This window comes from Brevibacillus sp. FW301-21C12A (assembly GCF_058788915.1).
The window spans coordinates 1-18,683 of record NZ_JBYTBG010000047.1 but is presented as its reverse complement, the minus strand read 5'-3'; the positions used below and the strand labels follow the sequence as shown (position 1 = coordinate 18,683).

21 protein-coding genes are annotated in these 18,683 nt (G+C 51.8%); 20 read left to right on the top strand and 1 reads right to left on the bottom strand.

Annotated elements, in window-relative coordinates:
• The first annotated feature begins 64 nt into the window (after nucleotides 1-64).
• From AC3WQH_RS21600 to AC3WQH_RS21575, 6 genes are all read left to right on the top strand, one after another.
• Nucleotides 65-472, top strand: coding sequence for a hypothetical protein (locus AC3WQH_RS21600; RefSeq protein WP_005831463.1), 408 nt, complete (start codon nucleotides 65-67; stop codon nucleotides 470-472).
• A 3-nt stretch (nucleotides 473-475) separates the two neighbouring features.
• Nucleotides 476-628: a hypothetical protein gene (locus tag AC3WQH_RS21595; protein ID WP_005831460.1), complete on the top strand. Its 153-nt coding sequence runs from the start codon at nucleotides 476-478 to the stop codon at nucleotides 626-628.
• Complete coding sequence (locus AC3WQH_RS21590; RefSeq protein ID WP_005831458.1) at nucleotides 628-1,044, top strand: hypothetical protein; 417 nt, start codon at nucleotides 628-630, stop codon at nucleotides 1,042-1,044. The genes AC3WQH_RS21595 and AC3WQH_RS21590 overlap by 1 nt, the downstream gene beginning before the upstream one ends.
• A 124-nt stretch (nucleotides 1,045-1,168) precedes the next feature.
• Nucleotides 1,169-1,687 carry a hypothetical protein gene (locus AC3WQH_RS21585; RefSeq protein WP_369750413.1) on the top strand — a complete coding sequence of 173 codons (519 nt, stop codon included), beginning with the start codon at nucleotides 1,169-1,171 and terminating at the stop codon, nucleotides 1,685-1,687.
• Between the two features lie 196 nt (nucleotides 1,688-1,883).
• A complete protein-coding gene (locus tag AC3WQH_RS21580) occupies nucleotides 1,884-2,195 on the top strand; it encodes a DUF3986 family protein (protein ID WP_007786408.1) in 312 nt (103 codons plus the stop codon).
• Between the two features lie 27 nt (nucleotides 2,196-2,222).
• The gene (locus tag AC3WQH_RS21575; RefSeq protein WP_238503975.1) at nucleotides 2,223-2,720 is read left to right on the top strand and encodes a YpjP family protein; all 498 of its coding nucleotides are present in this window, start codon (nucleotides 2,223-2,225) and stop codon (nucleotides 2,718-2,720) included.
• 282 nt (nucleotides 2,721-3,002) lie between these two features.
• Here the strand turns inward: AC3WQH_RS21575 and AC3WQH_RS21570 are convergent, their stop codons facing one another.
• On the bottom strand, nucleotides 3,003-3,188 hold the full coding sequence (locus tag AC3WQH_RS21570) for a hypothetical protein (protein WP_005833714.1): 186 nt from the start codon (nucleotides 3,186-3,188) through the stop codon (nucleotides 3,003-3,005).
• Between the two features lie 600 nt (nucleotides 3,189-3,788).
• Between AC3WQH_RS21570 and AC3WQH_RS21565 the strand changes: the two genes are divergently transcribed.
• The 14 genes from AC3WQH_RS21565 to pabA all read left to right on the top strand — a co-directional run bounded on the left by AC3WQH_RS21565 (nucleotide 3,789) and on the right by pabA (nucleotide 18,552).
• Nucleotides 3,789-4,130, top strand: coding sequence for a DUF3870 domain-containing protein (locus AC3WQH_RS21565; protein ID WP_005833711.1), 342 nt, complete (start codon nucleotides 3,789-3,791; stop codon nucleotides 4,128-4,130).
• Nucleotides 4,131-4,328: 198 nt separating this feature from the next.
• Nucleotides 4,329-5,267: an ABC transporter permease gene (locus AC3WQH_RS21560; protein ID WP_005833709.1), complete on the top strand. Its 939-nt coding sequence runs from the start codon at nucleotides 4,329-4,331 to the stop codon at nucleotides 5,265-5,267.
• A gap of 26 nt (nucleotides 5,268-5,293) precedes the next feature.
• Nucleotides 5,294-6,181, top strand: coding sequence for an ABC transporter permease (locus AC3WQH_RS21555; protein WP_369750419.1), 888 nt, complete (start codon nucleotides 5,294-5,296; stop codon nucleotides 6,179-6,181).
• A 5-nt stretch (nucleotides 6,182-6,186) separates the two neighbouring features.
• Nucleotides 6,187-7,212 (top strand): ABC transporter ATP-binding protein, encoded by a 1,026-nt coding sequence (locus AC3WQH_RS21550; RefSeq protein WP_005833705.1) that lies wholly within the window; start codon nucleotides 6,187-6,189, stop codon nucleotides 7,210-7,212.
• Between the two features lie 132 nt (nucleotides 7,213-7,344).
• Nucleotides 7,345-9,003 carry a peptide ABC transporter substrate-binding protein gene (locus tag AC3WQH_RS21545; protein WP_005833703.1) on the top strand — a complete coding sequence of 553 codons (1,659 nt, stop codon included), beginning with the start codon at nucleotides 7,345-7,347 and terminating at the stop codon, nucleotides 9,001-9,003.
• Nucleotides 9,004-9,153: 150 nt separating this feature from the next.
• Nucleotides 9,154-10,254, top strand: a complete 1,101-nt coding sequence (locus AC3WQH_RS21540; protein ID WP_007787221.1) for a dipeptide epimerase — start codon at nucleotides 9,154-9,156, stop codon at nucleotides 10,252-10,254.
• Nucleotides 10,251-11,168, top strand: coding sequence for a C40 family peptidase (locus AC3WQH_RS21535; RefSeq protein WP_005833698.1), 918 nt, complete (start codon nucleotides 10,251-10,253; stop codon nucleotides 11,166-11,168). The genes AC3WQH_RS21540 and AC3WQH_RS21535 overlap by 4 nt, the downstream gene beginning before the upstream one ends.
• Before the next feature lie 26 nt (nucleotides 11,169-11,194).
• Nucleotides 11,195-12,154 carry an ABC transporter ATP-binding protein gene (locus AC3WQH_RS21530; protein WP_005833696.1) on the top strand — a complete coding sequence of 320 codons (960 nt, stop codon included), beginning with the start codon at nucleotides 11,195-11,197 and terminating at the stop codon, nucleotides 12,152-12,154.
• 252 nt (nucleotides 12,155-12,406) lie between these two features.
• A complete protein-coding gene (locus tag AC3WQH_RS21525; protein WP_007787227.1) occupies nucleotides 12,407-13,351 on the top strand; it encodes a sigma-70 family RNA polymerase sigma factor in 945 nt (314 codons plus the stop codon).
• 153 nt (nucleotides 13,352-13,504) lie between these two features.
• Nucleotides 13,505-14,377 (top strand): Hsp33 family molecular chaperone HslO, encoded by an 873-nt coding sequence (gene hslO / locus AC3WQH_RS21520; protein ID WP_005833694.1) that lies wholly within the window; start codon nucleotides 13,505-13,507, stop codon nucleotides 14,375-14,377.
• A gap of 38 nt (nucleotides 14,378-14,415) precedes the next feature.
• Nucleotides 14,416-15,318, top strand: a complete 903-nt coding sequence (locus tag AC3WQH_RS21515) for a peptidyl-prolyl cis-trans isomerase (RefSeq protein ID WP_290426822.1) — start codon at nucleotides 14,416-14,418, stop codon at nucleotides 15,316-15,318.
• Nucleotides 15,319-15,400: 82 nt separating this feature from the next.
• The gene (cysK, locus tag AC3WQH_RS21510) at nucleotides 15,401-16,333 is read left to right on the top strand and encodes a cysteine synthase A (RefSeq protein WP_005833690.1); all 933 of its coding nucleotides are present in this window, start codon (nucleotides 15,401-15,403) and stop codon (nucleotides 16,331-16,333) included.
• A gap of 123 nt (nucleotides 16,334-16,456) precedes the next feature.
• The gene (trpE, locus tag AC3WQH_RS21505) at nucleotides 16,457-17,950 is read left to right on the top strand and encodes an anthranilate synthase component I (RefSeq protein WP_039971539.1); all 1,494 of its coding nucleotides are present in this window, start codon (nucleotides 16,457-16,459) and stop codon (nucleotides 17,948-17,950) included.
• A 17-nt stretch (nucleotides 17,951-17,967) separates the two neighbouring features.
• Entirely contained in the window at nucleotides 17,968-18,552 is a 585-nt protein-coding gene (gene pabA, locus AC3WQH_RS21500) for an aminodeoxychorismate/anthranilate synthase component II (RefSeq protein WP_005833684.1), read from the top strand.
• Nucleotides 18,553-18,683 lie beyond the last annotated feature (131 nt).

Here is an 18,683-nt window from a genome sequence, read left to right as displayed (position 1 = left end):
AAAGGGTGTATCGAGCTGCGACGGTTATCTTTCATTAAAAAAGAAAACAGTCGTCTCGTAAGCGATGGTCAAAGCAAAAGTATTTCTCGTTTGCCTGATGGTGCTGCTGTTCGTAATTTCCGGAGTAGGAGCCTACCATCTGTACGCCATGGAGAGAGCCATTGCTCGTGGCATCTATGCGGATATTCTCGATGACATGCAGGATATCGGCTATTTGGACCCGGCTTTGGCAGAATACTATACCAAAAAAATGGCCGAGCTTGGCTGGGACGTAACAGCAGATGTATTTGCGGGTAGCTGGCCGCGAACGATGGGAGAGCGGGCACGTAAAGAGCAAAAAGAGTCCGTCACGCTTACCGTTACGGTTACGCCGTCCAACGTGGCAAAATGGCTGAATGCATTTGTGGAGGGCGATACTGCCTTTTCTTTTACAGGGAGCCGCCCCTCCGAATATTTTGACCCAGGGTGGTAGTCCATGAATAAAATGATTAGCATGTTGGTTTTGCTTGTTCTCGTACTGCCTCTTACGGTGGGGGTGCTTTTTACAGGTCCCGACAACCTCCTGTCGGCTTGCAAGCAGTTTTTCGGTGATCTGCTCGTCCAGGTGACGAGATTCGGTACAGCCTGATGGGACAGCTTGTTGCCGTTATTCTCAATGTCATGCTGTTGTTGATGGTGAGTCTGGGGCTATTGCAGGTACACACGGTCGTGCAGGCGGAAAATGAGCTGATGGAGGTCAGCGCTGCTGCTACAAAATACATCAGCAACCGCGGAGGGACCAATGAAAGCTTGCTGCAGGAGGAAGTGCGGGCTTTTATCGCAAAGGAACTGGCGGAAAAGCGGTTTTCCTTGTCCGAGCGGGAGATCTCTGTAAGTGTGACGCGCACGCATTCGGCCGATCCTGTTTTATGGAGTCATGCAGACGAGTTTTCCCTTGTTTTGACCATTCCCTATCCCGGTTTTACTTCATGGATTCTCGCACCTGCTGAAACGTTGCAGGTCACTCGCCAGGGGACGATTAACGTCATGGACTACGATCTGTAAACATGTGCACTCTCGATAGACGAGAGGACTGCATTAGGAGGATATTCATACGGGGATTAACATTTTATCTATATCGGCGCTGTTGCTTTTTTTGCTGATCGGTACGTTTGTCGTCGATGCTGATATGGCGATGCAGAAAAAAACGGAAATAAAAATGCTGCTGGAGCTGGCCAATCATCATGCCACCTTTGCAATTGATCCTGTCTTGAAGACAGAGGGCGTCATCGATTTGCTGGAAGACGAGGCGCTACAGCGCTTTGACCGCAGGATGAGCGAAAATGGCGGGTATCAGCGCCAGCTCCATTCATACGTGCCAGGAGCGAAAAGCGTGACCACCGACCCGATTCCATTTGTGCGTCATTACGTGGATTTCCGCGCTTGGCGGCAGGATCTGACGTTGCGGCTGCAGTACAACGGAGACAGCTTCGTCACCGTGAGCGCGACGCCAGGAGCTGTCCGCCAAGGGGGCGGTCAACTGCAAATTACAGTTGTGACCGAGCGGGGAGAAGAGCTGCAGCTCGCTCCGAAAAAGATGGTGGGACCGTCCCACATCGTTGTCGCTTACGTGGACGAGAGGCCGTTCCTGCCGATGCTGCCTGGGCATTCCTTTCCAGTGGTTTCGGTGGAGGAAGTGAAGTTTTAGCTTGAGGCGGCTCTGGTGCTCTGTCCATCGATGCCGCCATCGTCTGCTGGACTGACTGTCAAGCACTGATTTTTAGATTAAACCAAAAAATATTAATTTTTTTATGATTGTTTGACAAATTTTTACAAACAACGACATCGTGAATTTATTAACATATAATTATGTCGGTATATTTACAATTAGGAGTGTGGGTTGCGTGTTGGACTGGGAGAAAGTTGAACAAGAGTATTTAACAGATCGTCACTTCCATCTTACATACTGTGAGGATGGGTACGATATCGAAGGAAGCGTTTGGAAAAAGAAAAATAGTCAGGGATGGGATGTATTATTTTCTGATAACTTTCATGATCTAGGTTCATCAGATACATCAGAAGATATAGTTATCTTTCATTATGAAAAAGATGAACTGGATGTAGAAGAGATTAACAATCTGTTTGCCAGTTGGGTAAATGAGGTCTTGTTACCTCGTGCTAAGGATAAGTCGCAATATAAATATCAGGAGATGTAAGAATAGAATGGAGGATGCACGTTTCATATGTTCAAAAAGATAACAGCGCTACTATTAGCTATAGCTGTATTTACTGGTTGTGTAGGGATTTCTGAAGTGGCTTCTGCCAAAGAATTTAAAACACAATCAAGTCCTGTTGTGGACTCCAAGAATAAAGTTGAATTAAAGAGTAATAAAGAAAAAAGAGTTGCACCAATTGTTGCTAGAATTATTGTGTCAGCCGCAGGATATGCCGTCAAAAAACTTGGAAAAAAGGTAGCAGATGATGTTTGGCCGGTAGTCAAAAAAAAGCTAGATGATTTGTTAGAAAAAGCTGAGGATATCTCGATAAAAGGCCCTGGTGGCGGAGAAAGGGTCTTTGCAATATTCGATAAAAATAAAGAAATTTTCCGTTTGGATGCTAAGTTATTAAAAAAACCGGATGGCTATTACCTGTGGGTTCATTACCATATTACCCCTGATATGTCTGAACATCATGATATTGCTGAAATTTATATGGGCAAAAATAAGCCAGCCGGATGGTAATGCATATCTTTTTTTGATAGGTAATCTGACCAAATATTTCCTGGTGTGTACTCTTTAAGTGACCTATGCACAATTAGTTAGGTTAAAAATGCCGACAAGAGTAGTAATTCATTTTAAAATTCCCTCGCTACGGCGGGGATTTTTTTCGTTCTGTCGAGTGATACAGGATAGGAATGTCCTTTGAAGAATCCCTTAACATAAATTGTAAGTTAGGGGTAAATAAAAATGTTCGATGAGCGAGTTGCAATCCCCTAACCTATTTCTCATCCACCCAAAACAATTTTAAAACAGCTCCAAAACAGTCGAGCCAGCAAAAATCGCCCATTTGCACAAATAACAAAACCCGACAGTAACGACATACTCAAACAGCAAATCCTTGAAAACTAACGGTTTTTCCTGTTTGGTGAAGCTGTACTTGCATATCATGAACCCTGCGATGCCCGAAGCAATTGACAGGAGGTCTTCCATATTTCTCTCCCCCTTAGAACAGACAAGCGTACGTGCCATCAAAAAAGCTCAACACATATTGGTAATTTATTCTACATAAGAATATAAGGCCCTGCACAATCCTGCATCATCTAGGCGCTGGCGCGAATCAAATTTATACCGTTATCCACAACCAAAGCACCTAAAAGGTACCACGAGCAACTTGCAAGCTCCTTCTGAATCACTGGCCAAAATCTACCACCGTAAATCATAGCATCGAGTCTTTGCCATAAAGTATCGCTAAAAAGCACGCCCCCAAAGCACGGTCCCAAAGCACGCCCCCAAAGTACGGCCCTAGAACACGGCTCCAAAGCACGGCTCCAAAGCACGGCTCCAGAGCACCGCCCCAGAGCACGGCCCCAGAGCACGCCCCCAGAGCACGGCTCCAAAGCACGGCTCCAAAGCACCGCCCCAACCCATCCCCCACCCCCCACGAAAGATTAGTCAGACTTATTTACAAATTGCGAATTATTCTGTTAATATGTAAGAAAGTGCTTAGCCAGCTTGCGATTGTAAGGAGGTAGCACTCCGAACGTCCCGCATGGCCGGTCCGTTAAGCATGATAAAAGTGGGGTTTTTGATTTGTTTGATAAAGATACCATTTATATCGTGGGCGATGCGCAATCTTCATCCAACAATCCGATAACGCAGCAGTTCAGTGCTTTTTTTATCGGGTTGGTCGTGGATACTACCAACGACAAAATCGTAGATGCGGCTTGTTCGTCTACGGTGCAACTGACGTCTGACTTTGCCCGGTCGATTTTTATCGGCCACTCCATCTTTGCGTCAGAGGAGATTGGGGAAGAGATTCGCTATCGGTATTTTGGATCTTCGCAAAAAACATTGATTGCTGCATTCAAGGATGCGCAAAAGAAGTACAAACAGGCTGTTTCCGCGAGAAGTAAAGCAGAAGTCACCAAGTGAATAAGAAAACAACTGCTGCTTTATTTATTCGTATGCACGGCATACACGTAAGTAAAACCCAGCAAATGCCATGAGGAGTGTGCATTTGCTGGGTTTTTTGCTTATAGGGAAAGTCCGTCGCTTCCGCCCGGGATGCGAACAAAACAGCTTTTGCCCACCAGCTTGTTCACGGATTTCTGAGTTAAAGGAGGAGAGTCCTTGCTATCTTTTGTCTTCCGCAGATTTATCTCCATGATCGTTACGCTGTGGCTCATTGTTACCGTTACTTTTTTTCTGATGCACGCGGTGCCCGGGTCGCCTTTTGAAAAAGAAGGAAAAGCGCTGAACGCGACAGTGGAGCAAAACCTCAACGCCTACTACAACCTGGATAAGCCGCTCGTTGTCCAATATGTTTTGTATTTGCAAAAGCTGGTGCAGTTTGATTTGGGGCCGTCGACGGCGAATGCTTCCGATACCGTCAACAAAATGATTGCCCGCGGTTTTCCGGTTTCGTTCCAGCTTGGGGTGATTGCCGTCGTGTTTGCCATTTTCTCGGGGGTGGGGCTTGGCGTAGTTGCTGCGTTGCGCCATAACCGTTTGATTGATTACGCCGCGATGGTGATTGCCGTTCTCGGGATATCCATTCCCAGCTTTGTCGTCGCGCCTTTGCTGATTAAATATTTGGCTGTCGAGTGGAAGCTGCTTCCGACAGCGACATGGGGATCGTGGCAGCATGTGGTGATGCCTGCGCTGGCGTTGGCGTTTGGGCCGATTGCGATTATCGCTCGTCTGACGAGGACAAACATGCTGGAGATATTGACGCAGGAGTATATCGAAACGGCCAAAGCAAAAGGGCTGAAGCCTGCCACGATTGTGTTCAAACACGCCTTGCGCAATGCGATTTTGCCCGTCGTCACGCTGCTTGGTGCGCTCATCGCCAACGTGTTGACAGGGAGCTTTGTCATCGAGAAAATTTTTGCGATTCCGGGGATGGGCAAATACTTCGTAGCGGGGATTATCAACCGCGACTATTCCGTCATCATGGGTACAACCGTGTTTTACAGCGCCCTGCTGATTTTCATGATGTTTGTCGTCGACGTTTTGTACGGCATTATTGATCCGCGAATCAAGCTACATCGAAAGGAGAGCGAAGGATGATCGTTTCTGACGACTTGTTTATCCCGATGCGCAAAGACAACCTCAATTCGGAAGCGATTGTGCGACCTCAACTGACATTCTGGCAGGAAGCCTGGCAGCGGCTGAGAGGAAACAAGCTTGCTTTGATGGGACTTGTCATCATTATTGTGCTCGGCGTCATGGCTACCATTGGTCCTTTGATATCGGGACACGAGTATGCCAAACAATCCATTCTCATGAAAAACAAAGCGCCGTCCGCGACGAACTGGTTTGGTACCGATGATTTCGGACGCGATGTATTTACCCGTGTGTGGTACGGGGCGCGCATTTCCTTGTTTGTCGGTTTTATGGCTGCACTCATCGACTTTTTCATCGGTGTCTTGTATGGCGGAATCGCTGGTTATTTGGGTGGGCGAGTCGATAACATCATGATGCGCTTCGTCGACCTCCTCTATGGATTGCCTTATTTGCTGGTGGTCATTTTGCTGATGGTAGTCATGGGGCCAGGGCTTGGAACGATTATCGTCGCCTTGAGCGCTACGGGCTGGATCGGTATGGCTCGGACCGTTCGCGGACAGGTGCTGCAAATGAAAAGCTCCGAATACGTGCTGGCGGCAAAGACGATGGGAGCGAAGCCGTTTTACATCATTCGCAAGCATTTGCTGCCCAATACGATTGGCATCATTATCGTCTACGTCACTTTGTCGGTTCCATCCGCGATCTTTGCGGAGGCGTTTCTCAGCTTCCTCGGCCTCGGCGTGCAGGCTCCGATGGCGAGCTGGGGCGTGATGGCCAACGACGGGCTTTCGACCATTTTGTCCGGTCACTGGTGGAGGCTGTTTTTCCCGGCCTTCTTCATTTCATTGACGATGCTTGCGTTCAACGTGCTCGGTGATGGCTTGCGCGATGCGTTCGACCCGAAGGCAAGGAGGTAGACGATGTGGAGAAAACGGAAAAATTGCTGGAAGTAAGCGGTTTGCGCGTCACGTTCAAGACGCACGGAGGAGAAGTGAATGCAGTCCGTGACGTGAGTTTTTCCTTGAACAAAGGGGAAACGTTGGCGATTGTCGGCGAGTCCGGCTGTGGCAAAAGCGTAACGGCCAAAAGCATCATGCGCCTCGTACCTGAGCATATCGGAAAAATCGCTGGCGGCAGTGTGATGTTCAAAGGCAAGGACTTGGTTGCGTTGCCGGAAAAAGAAATGCGCGAGCTGCGCGGACGGGAAATTTCCATGATCTTTCAGGACGCCATGACCTCGCTCAACCCGACCATTTCCATCGGAGAGCAGATCATGGAAGGGATCATTCGCCATCAAAAAGTCGCCAAGAGCGAGGCGAGGCGGCAGGCTATCGAAATCCTGACGCTGGTCGGAATCGCCAACCCGGAAAGCCGTCTCAAGCAGTACTTGCACCAGTTCAGCGGCGGGATGCGTCAGCGGATCATGATTGCGATTGCGCTTGTTTGTCGACCGTCCATTCTCATAGCGGATGAGCCTACGACCGCACTCGACGTTACGATTCAGGCGCAAATCATCGACTTGTTCAAAAGCATTCAGCAAAAAACAGGGGTATCCATCATCATCATTACGCACGACTTGGGCGTCGTCGCCAAGATTGCCGATCGGGTCAACGTCATGTACGCGGGCAAAGTGGTAGAGTCGGGGCCTGTACGCGACATTTTTTACAATCCGCAACATCCGTACACGAAAGGCTTGCTCGCGTCGATGCCGCGTCTGGATGCGGATCGCTCGATACCGCTCAGTCCGATTCCCGGCACTCCGCCTGATTTGTTCGCACCTCCGCTTGGATGCGCGTTTGCGGCGCGCTGCGACTATGCGCTGGAGGTGTGCCGGAACTATCAGCCGGCGGAAACGAACGTGCACAACAAGCACTCCGTATCCTGTTGGCTGCAAGATCCGCGTGCGAAAAAAGTACTGGCCGCCATGCAGGCGCCGACGGGAACTTGAGTCGGCGGCACCGGGCAGCATCTGACAGCACCTGGCAGAGATAGTGAGGCTCGCCATCTGGTGTAAAAGAGGGTGTCGTCTATCGGCGCTATCCTTTTACGACATATAAAAACTATAAGGGGGAAGAAAAAAGTGAAAAAACTATCGACTATCCTGCTTTCCGCTTCACTGGCTGTTTCCGTGTTCATGGCCGGATGTAGCTCGGGGCAAGCGCCAGCGAACAACGAATCGGCACCGCCTACGGAAAACAATCAGCAGACGCCTTCGCCAGAAGACCAAGCGGCAAAGCTTTTGCTCCTGAACAACATCAAAGAGCCTACCTCTTTGGACCCGCCGCTCGGATTTGACGAGCCGTCCTACAACATTTTGAACAACCTGATGGAAGGGTTGACGCGCCTGGACGAGAACCAGAAGCCGCAGCCGGCAGCAGCTTCCGAGTGGAAAATTTCCGAGGACGGCAGGACGTACACGTTTACTTTGCGCGACAACAAATGGAGCAACGGCGAGCCAGTAAAGGCACAAGACTTCGAGTACGCCTGGAAGCGCATGCTTGACCCGGCGCTTGCCTCTCCGGCTGCCTTCCTCGCTTTCATTATTGAAGGGGCAGAAGCATACAACAGTGGCAAAGGCTCTATTGACGATGTAAAAGTAAAAGCACTGGACGACAAGACATTGGAAGTCGTACTGGCGCAGCCTGCTTCCTGGACGTTGCTTCTGGCGTCCAACCCGGCGTTTTTCCCTGTGCACAAGGCGACAGTGGAAAAAGACCCGAAGTGGGCGGCTGAGGCTTCTACCTTCGTGGGCAACGGGCCGTTCAAGCTGACGGAGTGGAAGCATGACAGCGAATTGAAAATCATGAAAAACGAGAACTACTGGGATGCGGCAAACGTAACGTTGGCCGGCGCTGTCTGGAAAATGATCGACGACGAGAATACCGAGTACCAAATGTTTACGAACGGAGAGCTGCACAGAACTACAACCGTTCCGGCAGACATGGCTGACCAACTGTTCAAGGAAGGCAAAGTGTACGTAAGAGACGGCGCAGGCACCGAGTTCTACCGCTTCAATGTGACCAAGGAGCCGTTTGACAACGCCAATATCCGTAAAGCGTTCAGCCTGGCGATTGACCGCCAGACTTTGGTTGACCACGTGTTGATGCGTCAGCAAAAGCCGGGTACCGGATTCGTTTCCTTTGGCTTGCCGGATGCCAACGGCGCGGGTGATTTCCGTCAGGTAGGCGGCGACCTGGTGAAGTTCGACGCAGCAGAAGCAAAAAGGCTGCTGGAGCAAGGGATGAAGGAAAAAGGCTACACCACCTTGCCAGAAGTAACGCTCACCTATCGCAGCGGCACAGCCAACGAAAAAACAGCCCAGGCCGCTCAGGAAATGTGGAAGCAAACGCTGGGTGTAGATGTGAAGCTGCAAAAAGTAGAAGGGCAAGTATTGACCGATATGCAAAAGAAACTGGAATACCAGATCGCCCGTTCTTCCTGGTTGCCTGACTTCGGGGATGCGATCAACTTCCTGGACATCTTCCAGTCGAAAAACGGCAGCAACCGCACTGGCTGGGCTAATGCGGAGTACGACAAGCTGATCGAAGGCGCGTACAAAGAGCCAGACGATGCCAAACGTCTGCAAATGCTGCATGACGCTGAAAAAATCTTGCTGAACGAGGCGCCAGTAGCTCCACTCTACTTCTACAACACTTCGCTTTTGACCAGCGACCAGGTCAGCGGAATCCAAAGCTCTTCTCTCAGCTACACGGATTTGAGAAAAGCGGTCGTGAAGTAAACTAAGTTGGCCGGGAGAAGTCATTTCAGGCGGATGGAATGACTCTCCCCCCTTTTTTGCTGAATTTTTCAATAGTGCTATAATTTAGTTTGTCTTAGCGAAAAAACACAGATAAAGAAAGCACACGTGCTAGAAAAGATGGAGGAAAATATGATTATTCAAGCCATCGAAGTGAAGAGAATTTCTGTTCCGCTCAAAAAACCGTTTAAAACGGCATTGCGCACGGTGAACAGCCTGGAGTCCGTACTGGTCAAAATCACGTGCGACAATGGCATGGTTGGGTGGGGAGAGGCTTCCGCTACGGTCGTCATTACCGGGGACAGTATCGAGAGCATCGAGTCCGCTATTTTGAACACGATGAAGCCGCAACTGATCGGCCTCAACCTGGTTGCCTACGAGCGCGTTTTCCAGACATTGCACCAATCCATGGTGGGAAACACGAGTGCCAAGGCGGCGGTGGACATCGCGCTGTACGATCTGATTTCCCAACGGGCGGGCATGCCGCTGTACCAGTTTCTCGGCGGGTACCGCGACCAGTTGGAGACCGACTATACGGTCAGCGTCAATTCGCCAAAAGAAATGGGCGAGGATGCAGCAGCTTATTTGCAGCAAGGCTTTAACGTGCTGAAAATCAAGGTGGGCAAGGACAATATCGAGGATGACATTTTGCGCATCCAGGAAATACGCAAATCCGTGGGCAATCAGGTGAAGATTCGTCTTGATGCCAACCAGGGATGGAACGTGAAGGAAGCGATTCAGTCGATTCGCAAAATGGAGGACATGGGACTGGGCATCGAACTGATTGAACAGCCTGTAAAAGCGCATGATCTGGAAGGCTTGAAGCGGGTTACAGATTCGGTCGATACGCCGATCATGGCTGACGAAAGTGTATTTTCGCCGGCGCAGGCGCTGCAGGTTTTGCAAAACCGCGCAGCCGACATGATAAATATCAAGCTGATGAAGGCGGGAGGCATTTTCAAAGCGCAATTGATTAACCAGTTGGCTGAAGAACACGGCATTCCATGCATGGTTGGCAGCATGATCGAATCGCGTCTGGCCGTATCGGCGGCAGCGCACTTCGCAGCCAGCAAGAAAAACATCACCCGCTTTGACTTCGATGCTCCGCTGATGCTGTTGCACGATGGCATTGATGGCGGCGTGACCTACGAGGGCCGCCTGATGACCATGCCGGAAGCGCCGGGACTCGGCATCCGTTCGGTCAGCTTGTGGGAAGGGGGAGAACAGGAATGAAATCAGCAATCGTATCCGTTTCGGTCGCGACTGTATGGACAAAGCCGGAATCTCCACGTGACATCGATCAGGCGGCTATCGCCGTTCCGGTTGACGCGCGCGGCTGGCTGCAGTCGCTGTCTATCGACGAAAAGCTTGGCTTTTACGACAACAACGCCATTCAGACGCAAGCGCTGTTCGGCACTCGCGTAGAAATCGTCGAGGAGCAGGGCGAGTGGGCACACGTCCTGATCCCGGACCAATCGACCAGCAAAAACGAGATCGGCTATCCGGGCTGGATTCCGTCACGCCAGCTTTCTCCATGGTCTGCTGCTTTTGACGTACAGGATGGGCAAAAGCTGGCGATGGTGACGGCGGCCTTTAGCCGTTTGCACACGCTGGAGCGAAAGCCGGGCATCGAGCTTGCGTTCCTGACCAGGCTGCCGCTCGTCGAGGACGGCGCCGAGTGGGTGAAGGTAGCGGTACCGGACGGCGAAGCGCTTTTGCCAAAAGCAGACGTAGCGATCGTACGCGCAAACGAGCCGATCGAGCTGGCTGGCAACCGCGGCGAAGCCATCGTGGAGGCCGGCAAGCGTTTCCTCAACCTGCATTACTTGTGGGGAGGCATGTCCTCCTACGGGTATGACTGCTCCGGCTTTGCCTACAACATGCACCGCTCCGTAGGTATTCAGATTCCCCGCGACGCCTCCGATCAGGCGAGAGACGGCCTGCTGGTGGAAAAAGCGGATTTGCTTCCGGGCGACCTGCTGTTTTTTGCCCATGAAGAAGGACGCGGCAGAGTGCATCACGTCGGCATTTACATGGGCAATGGCGAAATGATTCATTCGCCTGACTCGCGCAGCGCCATCGAAATCGTCAAGCTGGATGGCTACAAGCTGAAAAAGGAGCATGCAATCTCCAGACGATACTGGTAAAAGGATAACGGGGGAGGATTGGCCAGATGGAAAGAAAAAAGCTGGTCCAGGTAAAGAACCTGACAAAAACCTTTACGCTTGGCAAAGGACTCTCGCTGAAGGCGGCTGACGACGTCTCCTTTGACATATACGAAGGGGAGACATTTGGACTGGTAGGCGAATCTGGCTGCGGAAAATCAACGACAGGCCGCACTATCATCGGTTTGTACCAACCGACCTCCGGGGAGGTGCTGTTCGACGGACTGAACGTGCACAAAGCCTCTGCGGGCGAGCGGAGCAAGATTACGAGAAACATCCAGATGATTTTCCAGGACCCGTACGCGTCACTGAATCCGCGAATGAATATCGCCGAAATTATCGGAGAAGGTCTGCAGTTGAACGGGCTGTACAAAGGCAAGGAGCGGGCGAAGCGGGTCATCGAGCTGCTGGAAATGGTCGGTTTGCAAAAAGAGCATGCCAACCGTTTCCCGCACGAGTTCAGCGGAGGGCAACGGCAACGGATCGGGATCGCCCGGGCGCTTGCCGTCAATCCGAAATTCGTTATTGCGGATGAGCCGATTTCGGCATTGGATGTTTCGGTACAGGCACAGGTGGTCAATCTGATGAAAAATTTGCAGCGGGAGCAAAACTTGACCTACTTGTTCATCGCCCACGACCTCGCGATGGTCAAGCATATCAGCGACCGGATCGGCGTGATGTATTTGGGCAACATGGTCGAGATGAGCACGAGCGAAAAGCTCTATGAATCCCCCAAACACCCGTACACGCAAGCATTGCTGTCGGCCATTCCCGTCCCCGATCCCGATCTGGAAAAAAGCCGTGAGCGGAAGATTATCGAAGGCGATGTCCCAAGCCCGATCAACCCGCCCAGCGGCTGTGTGTTTCGCACGCGCTGTCCGGTGGCAAAAGAGGTGTGCGCCCAGAAAAAGCCTGTCTGGCAGGAAGTGGACACCAATCATTTTGCTGCTTGTCATCTTTATCAATAAAAAAGCATATCGCTGTTACAGCATTCGACATTTTTCTTCAGCCGTCCCTCATGCAAGGGATGGCTTTTTGTCGAGCGGTCGCGTTTCTATATTAAGGAAGGTTTACCAGCAAGGATTTAAGGGGAGAACTGTTAATATTCTGTAAACTGGCAGGAATCAAACAAGTTTTGTCGAAATACGGTTACAGTAAACAACTTCGTAACTCGCCTAACTTCATCGTGAACTCCCATTCCAGAGAAGTGAGGGTTGCATATGACTTTGAGTACCTCCTCATTCCATTCCACTCCCCGTCGCTGGCGGGAAGTAGAAACACAGTTGGGAATCGTCGTGCCCAGGTCGCTCCGATCTGACACTTCCGCCCTGCTGTTTTTGGAAAGCGTCGCTGCAACACCCATGTTGGACAAAGAAGAAGAGTTGGCGTGCCTGATTCGCTATCAGCAGCACGGCGATATGGAGGCACGTGAAACGATTGTGCGCGCGTATTTGCGCTATGTTGTCAGTACAGCCTTGCGCCATTTGAAAAGAGGCATGCCTTTCCTGGATCTGATTCAGGAAGGCACGATTGGATTGTTTACCGCCATAGACAAATTCGATGTGGGACGTGGCGTACGTCTCTATCATTACTCGCATTGGTGGATTTCCCAGGCGATCACCCGTGCGATCAACGACAAAGGCACCTTGATCCGCATTCCTGTCCACATGCATGAACAGATTCGCCAATATCAAAAGCAAGTATTGCATCTGATTCACGCTCTGAACCGCACCCCGGATCGACACGAGATTGCAGGACTGCTCGACATACCGTTGGAAAAAGTCGACGCGATCGAGCAGGCGCTGATGATGAAAATGGAGTCGATTGATGCCGAGCTGGACAGCGAAAAATGGCAGGCAGAGCATGACGAAGAATGTCTCAGCTATGCCGAGATCATGGACGATGGATTGTCCTCGCTGGACGACTGGATTGAAAAGGTGGACTTGCGTTCGCAAATGCATGCGGCATTGGAACGGCTCAGTCCCCGCGCCCAGGAGATTATCTCCATGCGCTACGGCCTTCACGACGACCATGTGTACACGCTGGAGGAAGTGGGCAAAATGTTCGGCCTGACCCGCGAGCGAATCCGCCAGATAGAAGCGACGACGATTGACCGACTGCGAACGCAAAAAGCGTCGAAAGTGTTGAAAGACTATTTGACCTGATGTCTTCACCAGCCCCCTCTTTTTTGGAGGGGGTTTTTTTGCATGGAAACGTGCAAGTGTCAGTTCAAACAGCGGAAGGCGCGTACGTTCGTCTTCTTGTGGTAAACTGATAGAGGCAGTTTGATTTTTGCATGGAAGAAGGAGGATCGCCAGATGAGCGATTATTTGATAAGAGCAACCGGATTCAACGGACATGTGCGGGCTTTTGCCGCGCGCACAACAGGGATTGTAGAAGAAATGCGCCGTCGCCACGACATGTGGAACACAGCAACCGCCGCGACAGGACGCACATTGACGGCGACTTTGATGATGGGCGCCATGTTAAAAGGAAACGAAAGCCTCTCTGTCAAAATAAAAGGGGGAGGGCCGATCGGCCAGATCGTCGCGGAGGCCAATGCCGATGGAGACGGCATCGCCTACGCTACCAACCCGCAGGTTCATTTTGAGCTGAATGAAAAAGGCAAGCTGGACGTTGCGCGCGCAGTCGGGACAGATGGCTTCGTGTACGTGACGAAAGACCTTGGACTGAAAGAGCCGTACCAAGGCAGCTCGCCGATCGTCTCCGGAGAGATTGGCGAAGACATCACGTACTACTTTGTGACGTCGGAGCAAACGCCGTCTGCCGTAGGGGTGGGCGTGCTGGTCAATCCGGAAGATCGCTCCGTTTTGGCGGCTGGCGGGTTCATTCTCCAGCTTTTGCCGAACACGCCTGAAGAAGTTGTGGCGAAAATCGAAGAACGGCTGGGGCAACTTCCGCAAGTATCCCGCATGATCGGCGAGGGGCTGACGCCAGAGGAAATTTTGGCGCGCGTCCTGGACGAGCCGAAGTACCTGAGCCGCACAGACATTCAATTCAACTGCAAATGCAACGAGGACAAAGTCATCCAGGCTCTGATTAGCATGGGACGTGAAGAGATGGAGAGTCTGCTTGAAGAACAGGGCGAAGCGGAAGTTCACTGTCATTTTTGCAACGAACGATATCATTTTGACAGAACCGCGCTGGAAGACATCATGAAAGACATGTAGGCAAAAGTCGCGCGGCGTCTGCTAGGGGAGAGGATGGCATGACCAATGTAAAAGGGTTGTGGGCATTCATCGGGGCGCTTGTTTTGTTGCTGCTTGCCGTGACCTGGGCCTGGTACCAGTCGTCAGGCAAGCTGCAGCCTGCGGCCATCGTGGGGGATGTGACCATTAGCGAAGCCGAGTACGTGTCAGCGCTCAAGCAAAAATTCGGGAAGCAGGTGCTCGACGACCTGGTGAATCGCGAGGTAGTTTTCCAGGAGGCAAAACGGCTGGGAATCAGCGCGGATCCGAATCAGGTCGAGCGGGAGCTGGCGCAGATTCGGGACAGCTACGGCAGCCGGACAGACAGCGAGTTTCAACAGGCGCTGCAAAAGCAGGCTGGAACGACTGTCGATGCCTTGAAGCGGGAGATTACCTATCAAATTTTGCTGCAAACGTTGGCCACCAAAGATATCTCCATCAGTGACGACGAAGTGTTGAAAGTGTACGAAAGCAGGGCAGGGCGCTATACGCGGCCGATGCAGCTACGCCTGTGGCAAATTGCGGTCGCATCGCAAAAAGAGGCGGAGCAGGTTCAGGCCGAACTCAAGCAGGGCGCCAACTTCCAGACGCTCGCCAAGGAACGCTCCATCGACAGCAGAACAGCGGCGATTGGCGGCGATTTGGGCTGGGTATCGTTGCGCGACCACCAGTTGCCTGACGAAGCGTGGAACGCGATAGAAAAGCTCAAGGCAAAAGAAAACAGCGAGCCGGTCAAGGTCGACGACAACTACGTGATCTATCACCTGGAGCAAAGCAGGGAGGCTACACAGCGGTCGTTCGAAGAGGTAAAAGAGGAATTGCGCCGGGAAATTGCTTTTGCGCAGGTAGAATCTCTCGATACTGTCCTGGAACGGTTGCGCAAATCGGTAGGGGTTCAGATTTCTGGGCAAATGCCTCATTGACCAATTGGGCAACCGTTGATATAATTATGACAATAAATCCTAGCGATTTACTCGGTTATCAAAAAATAAGGGGGCAGGACATATGCGCGTGGCGAATTCCATTACTGATTTGATTGGATTTACTCCGCTTGTGAAGCTGAATCGTGTTGTCACCGAAGATATTGCAGACATTTACTTGAAGCTTGAGTTTTTCAACCCGGGCAGCAGCGTGAAGGACCGTATCGCGCTGGCGATGATCGAGGCGGCCGAAGCAGACGGCAGCCTGAAGCCGGGATATACCATTATTGAACCGACGAGCGGAAATACAGGGATCGGACTTGCGATGGTGGCTGCGGCAAAAGGCTACCGCGCTATCCTGGTTATGCCGGAGACGATGAGTATCGAGCGTCGCAACCTGCTTCGCGCGTACGGGGCTGAACTGGTTCTCACCCCAGGAGCGGAAGGCATGGGCGGGGCTATTCGCAAAGCCGAAGAGCTTGCGAAGGAAGACAGCACCTACTTCATCCCGCAACAATTCAAAAACAAGGCCAACCCTGCCATCCACCGCGATACGACAGCGCGCGAACTGCTGGAGCAAGCAAAAGAAATCGGCGGCGTGGACGCCTTTATTTCCGGAATCGGAACAGGCGGAACGATCACAGGTGTCGGGCAGGTGCTGCGCGAGCACTATCCGAACGTGCACATCGTAGCAGTCGAGCCGGCAGCTTCCCCGGTTTTGTCCGGCGGCAAGCCAGGTCCGCATAAAATCCAGGGGATCGGAGCGGGCTTTGTTCCGGAAATTCTCGATACGCAAATTTACGATGAAATCATCAAGGTAGAGAACGAGGAAGCTTTTGAAACAGCGCGCCGCGTTGCCCGTCAGGAAGGCATTCTGGGCGGCATTTCCTCCGGGGCGGCGATCCATGCTGCGCTGCAGGTGGCAGCGAAGCTCGGCAAAGGCAAAAAAGTCATCGCCATCATCCCGTCCAACGGTGAACGCTACCTGTCCACTCCTCTGTACCAATTCGAGGATTGATTGGCAGCAAAATACGAGAGGCCACGTCATGCCATTTTGGCGGCGTGGTCTTTTCTTTTTGCCTGGCGCGACTATATAATGAACGGATAAATAGTGAAAAAACCGGAGCGTGAAGCGAAATTGATGTTCCCTACCTTTGCAGAATGCCAGACGTACGCTTTGACATATCCATTGGTTCCGCTTGCTCTTCGCGGCAAATGGTCTTCTGAAATCGACCCGTGGCAGGTGCTGACCACACTGCAGCCTTCCGTGCAGGATGCCGTCTTGCTGGAAAGCGGCCGAGTGGGAAGGTACACTTTTTTGGCGTACCAGCCTGTAGCTACGTTGCGCAGTCAGCGGGGCGAAACGATCGTGGTCTATCCCGATCAGCAGGTAGAAAATATGGAGGCGGAGCAACCGCTTGATGCATTGCGCAAGCTGCTTGCCCGCTACCGTACGCCTGTCGTTCCAGATATGCCTGATTTTTCCGGCGGAGCAGTAGGCTATCTCAGCTATGATATGAACCGCTTTTTTGAGCCGACCCTTCCCCAGATCGCGACGGACGACTTACAGTTGCCAGACCTGTATGTTATGATAATGCAAGACCTTGTTGTCTTCGATCATCAGACGCGGGAGATCGTATTTCTGACTCATTTGTCTGCAAAAGAGTTGAGCGAAGAGACTTATCGACAAGCCGCAAAGCGACTGGAAAAACGGTTGGCGTCACTGGAAAAGCTCGTCGCCGAAGCCGATACGGTGGACTGGGACGCGCTGCGCAAAAGACCGTTGGTGCAAATGACGCCAGCGTCTGTGTCGTTCGCAAAAGACCAGTTCGAAGACGCCGTGCGCCGGGTGCAGGAGTATATTGGCCAGGGTGACGTGTTTCAGGTGAATCTGTCCGTGCGGCAGAGCAAACCGATCCAGGTGACTGCGCCCGATGTGTACAAGGTGCTGCGCAAGCTGAATCCGTCCCCGTATATGGGCTATCTCAGCTTTCCGGAATTTCAGTTGGTCAGCGCTTCCCCGGAGCTGCTGGTCAAAGTAAAAGGCGGCGAGGTTCACACGCGTCCCATCGCAGGCACTCGTCCGCGCGGGCAAACCGACGAACAGGACGAAGCATTGGCCCGCGAGCTGATCGACAATGAAAAGGAACGCGCAGAGCACGTCATGCTGGTGGACCTGGAGCGCAACGATTTGGGGCGCGTCTGCCGCTTTGGCAGCGTGGAGGTCAGCGAGTTCATGGTCGTGGAGAAATACTCCCACGTCATGCATATCGTCTCGCACGTAAAAGGAGAGCTGGCAGAGGGCAAAGATGCTTTCGACGCCGTGGCCGCAACTTTCCCTGGCGGTACGATTACAGGAGCGCCAAAAGTGCGGACGATGGAAATCATCGAGGAGCTGGAGCCAGTCAAGCGCGGCGTGTACACGGGATCAATCGGCTGGTTTGGCTTTAACGGAGATGTCGAGGTCAACATCGCGATCCGGACGATGGTCGTCAAGGACGGGATGGCTCACGTGCAGGCAGGGGCAGGCATCGTGATTGACTCTGTCCCGGAGGCAGAGTACGCCGAGTCGCTGAAAAAGGCAGAGGCGTTATGGAAGGCCCTAGAGATTAGCGAGCAGAGAACGATGAGTTGAGAGGAGATGAGTGTAAGATGATTTTGATGATTGACAACTACGATTCCTTTACGTACAACCTGGTGCAGTATGTCGGTGAGCTGGGCGAGGAACTGCAAGTGTACCGCAACGACAAAATTACGCTGGCAGAAATCGAGCGGCTGGCACCTGATTACTTGATGGTGTCGCCTGGTCCTTGCACGCCGAACGAAGCGGGGATCAGCATGGAGGCCATTTCTCATTTTGCCGGAAAAATCCCGATTTTGGGCGTGTGCCTGGGACACCAGTCGATCGGCCAAGTGTTTGGCGCAAAAGTCATTCGCGCCGAGCGATTGATGCACGGAAAAACGTCTCCGGTCTTTCACGACGGCAAAACGATTTTCCGGGATATTCCTTCCCCTTTTACAGCGGCACGCTATCACTCCTTGATCGTGGAGGAAGCCTCCATCCCGCGTGAGCTGGAGATTACGGCCCGGACGGCCGAAGGGGAAATCATGGCGATTCGCCATCGCGAGTATCCGATTGAAGGTGTGCAGTTCCACCCTGAATCAATCATTACGGAGCACGGCAAGCAGCTTTTGCAAAATTTCCTCACCACCTATGCGCGCCATACGACAGGATAACGTTAGATAGAGGACAAAAACCGCCTTTTTTCGGGCGGTTTTTTATTTGTATAAGACAGATTGTAATATCAAGTGCGACACCTAGATAAAAAAACGGCCCATGATTGATTCGTGTAAAATGAAGTCACGAC

Excerpts from the sequence above, each read along its gene's own strand:
- AC3WQH_RS21525 (WP_007787227.1), top strand. The coding sequence starts at position 12,407 with ATGACTTTGAGTACCTCCTCATTCCATTCCACTCCCCGTCGCTGGCGG.
- AC3WQH_RS21585 (WP_369750413.1), top strand. The coding sequence starts at position 1,169 with ATGGCGATGCAGAAAAAAACGGAAATAAAAATGCTGCTGGAGCTGGCC.
- AC3WQH_RS21590 (WP_005831458.1), top strand. The coding sequence starts at position 628 with ATGGGACAGCTTGTTGCCGTTATTCTCAATGTCATGCTGTTGTTGATG.
- AC3WQH_RS21575 (WP_238503975.1), top strand. The coding sequence starts at position 2,223 with ATGTTCAAAAAGATAACAGCGCTACTATTAGCTATAGCTGTATTTACT.
- AC3WQH_RS21540 (WP_007787221.1), top strand. The coding sequence starts at position 9,154 with ATGATTATTCAAGCCATCGAAGTGAAGAGAATTTCTGTTCCGCTCAAA.
- AC3WQH_RS21530 (WP_005833696.1), top strand. The coding sequence starts at position 11,195 with ATGGAAAGAAAAAAGCTGGTCCAGGTAAAGAACCTGACAAAAACCTTT.
- AC3WQH_RS21570 (WP_005833714.1), bottom strand. The coding sequence starts at position 3,188 with ATGGAAGACCTCCTGTCAATTGCTTCGGGCATCGCAGGGTTCATGATA.
- AC3WQH_RS21535 (WP_005833698.1), top strand. The coding sequence starts at position 10,251 with ATGAAATCAGCAATCGTATCCGTTTCGGTCGCGACTGTATGGACAAAG.
- trpE (WP_039971539.1), top strand. The coding sequence starts at position 16,457 with ATGTTCCCTACCTTTGCAGAATGCCAGACGTACGCTTTGACATATCCA.
- hslO (WP_005833694.1), top strand. The coding sequence starts at position 13,505 with ATGAGCGATTATTTGATAAGAGCAACCGGATTCAACGGACATGTGCGG.
- AC3WQH_RS21515 (WP_290426822.1), top strand. The coding sequence starts at position 14,416 with ATGACCAATGTAAAAGGGTTGTGGGCATTCATCGGGGCGCTTGTTTTG.
- AC3WQH_RS21555 (WP_369750419.1), top strand. The coding sequence starts at position 5,294 with ATGCGCAAAGACAACCTCAATTCGGAAGCGATTGTGCGACCTCAACTG.
- pabA (WP_005833684.1), top strand. The coding sequence starts at position 17,968 with ATGATTTTGATGATTGACAACTACGATTCCTTTACGTACAACCTGGTG.
- AC3WQH_RS21600 (WP_005831463.1), top strand. The coding sequence starts at position 65 with ATGGTCAAAGCAAAAGTATTTCTCGTTTGCCTGATGGTGCTGCTGTTC.
- cysK (WP_005833690.1), top strand. The coding sequence starts at position 15,401 with ATGCGCGTGGCGAATTCCATTACTGATTTGATTGGATTTACTCCGCTT.
- AC3WQH_RS21595 (WP_005831460.1), top strand. The coding sequence starts at position 476 with ATGAATAAAATGATTAGCATGTTGGTTTTGCTTGTTCTCGTACTGCCT.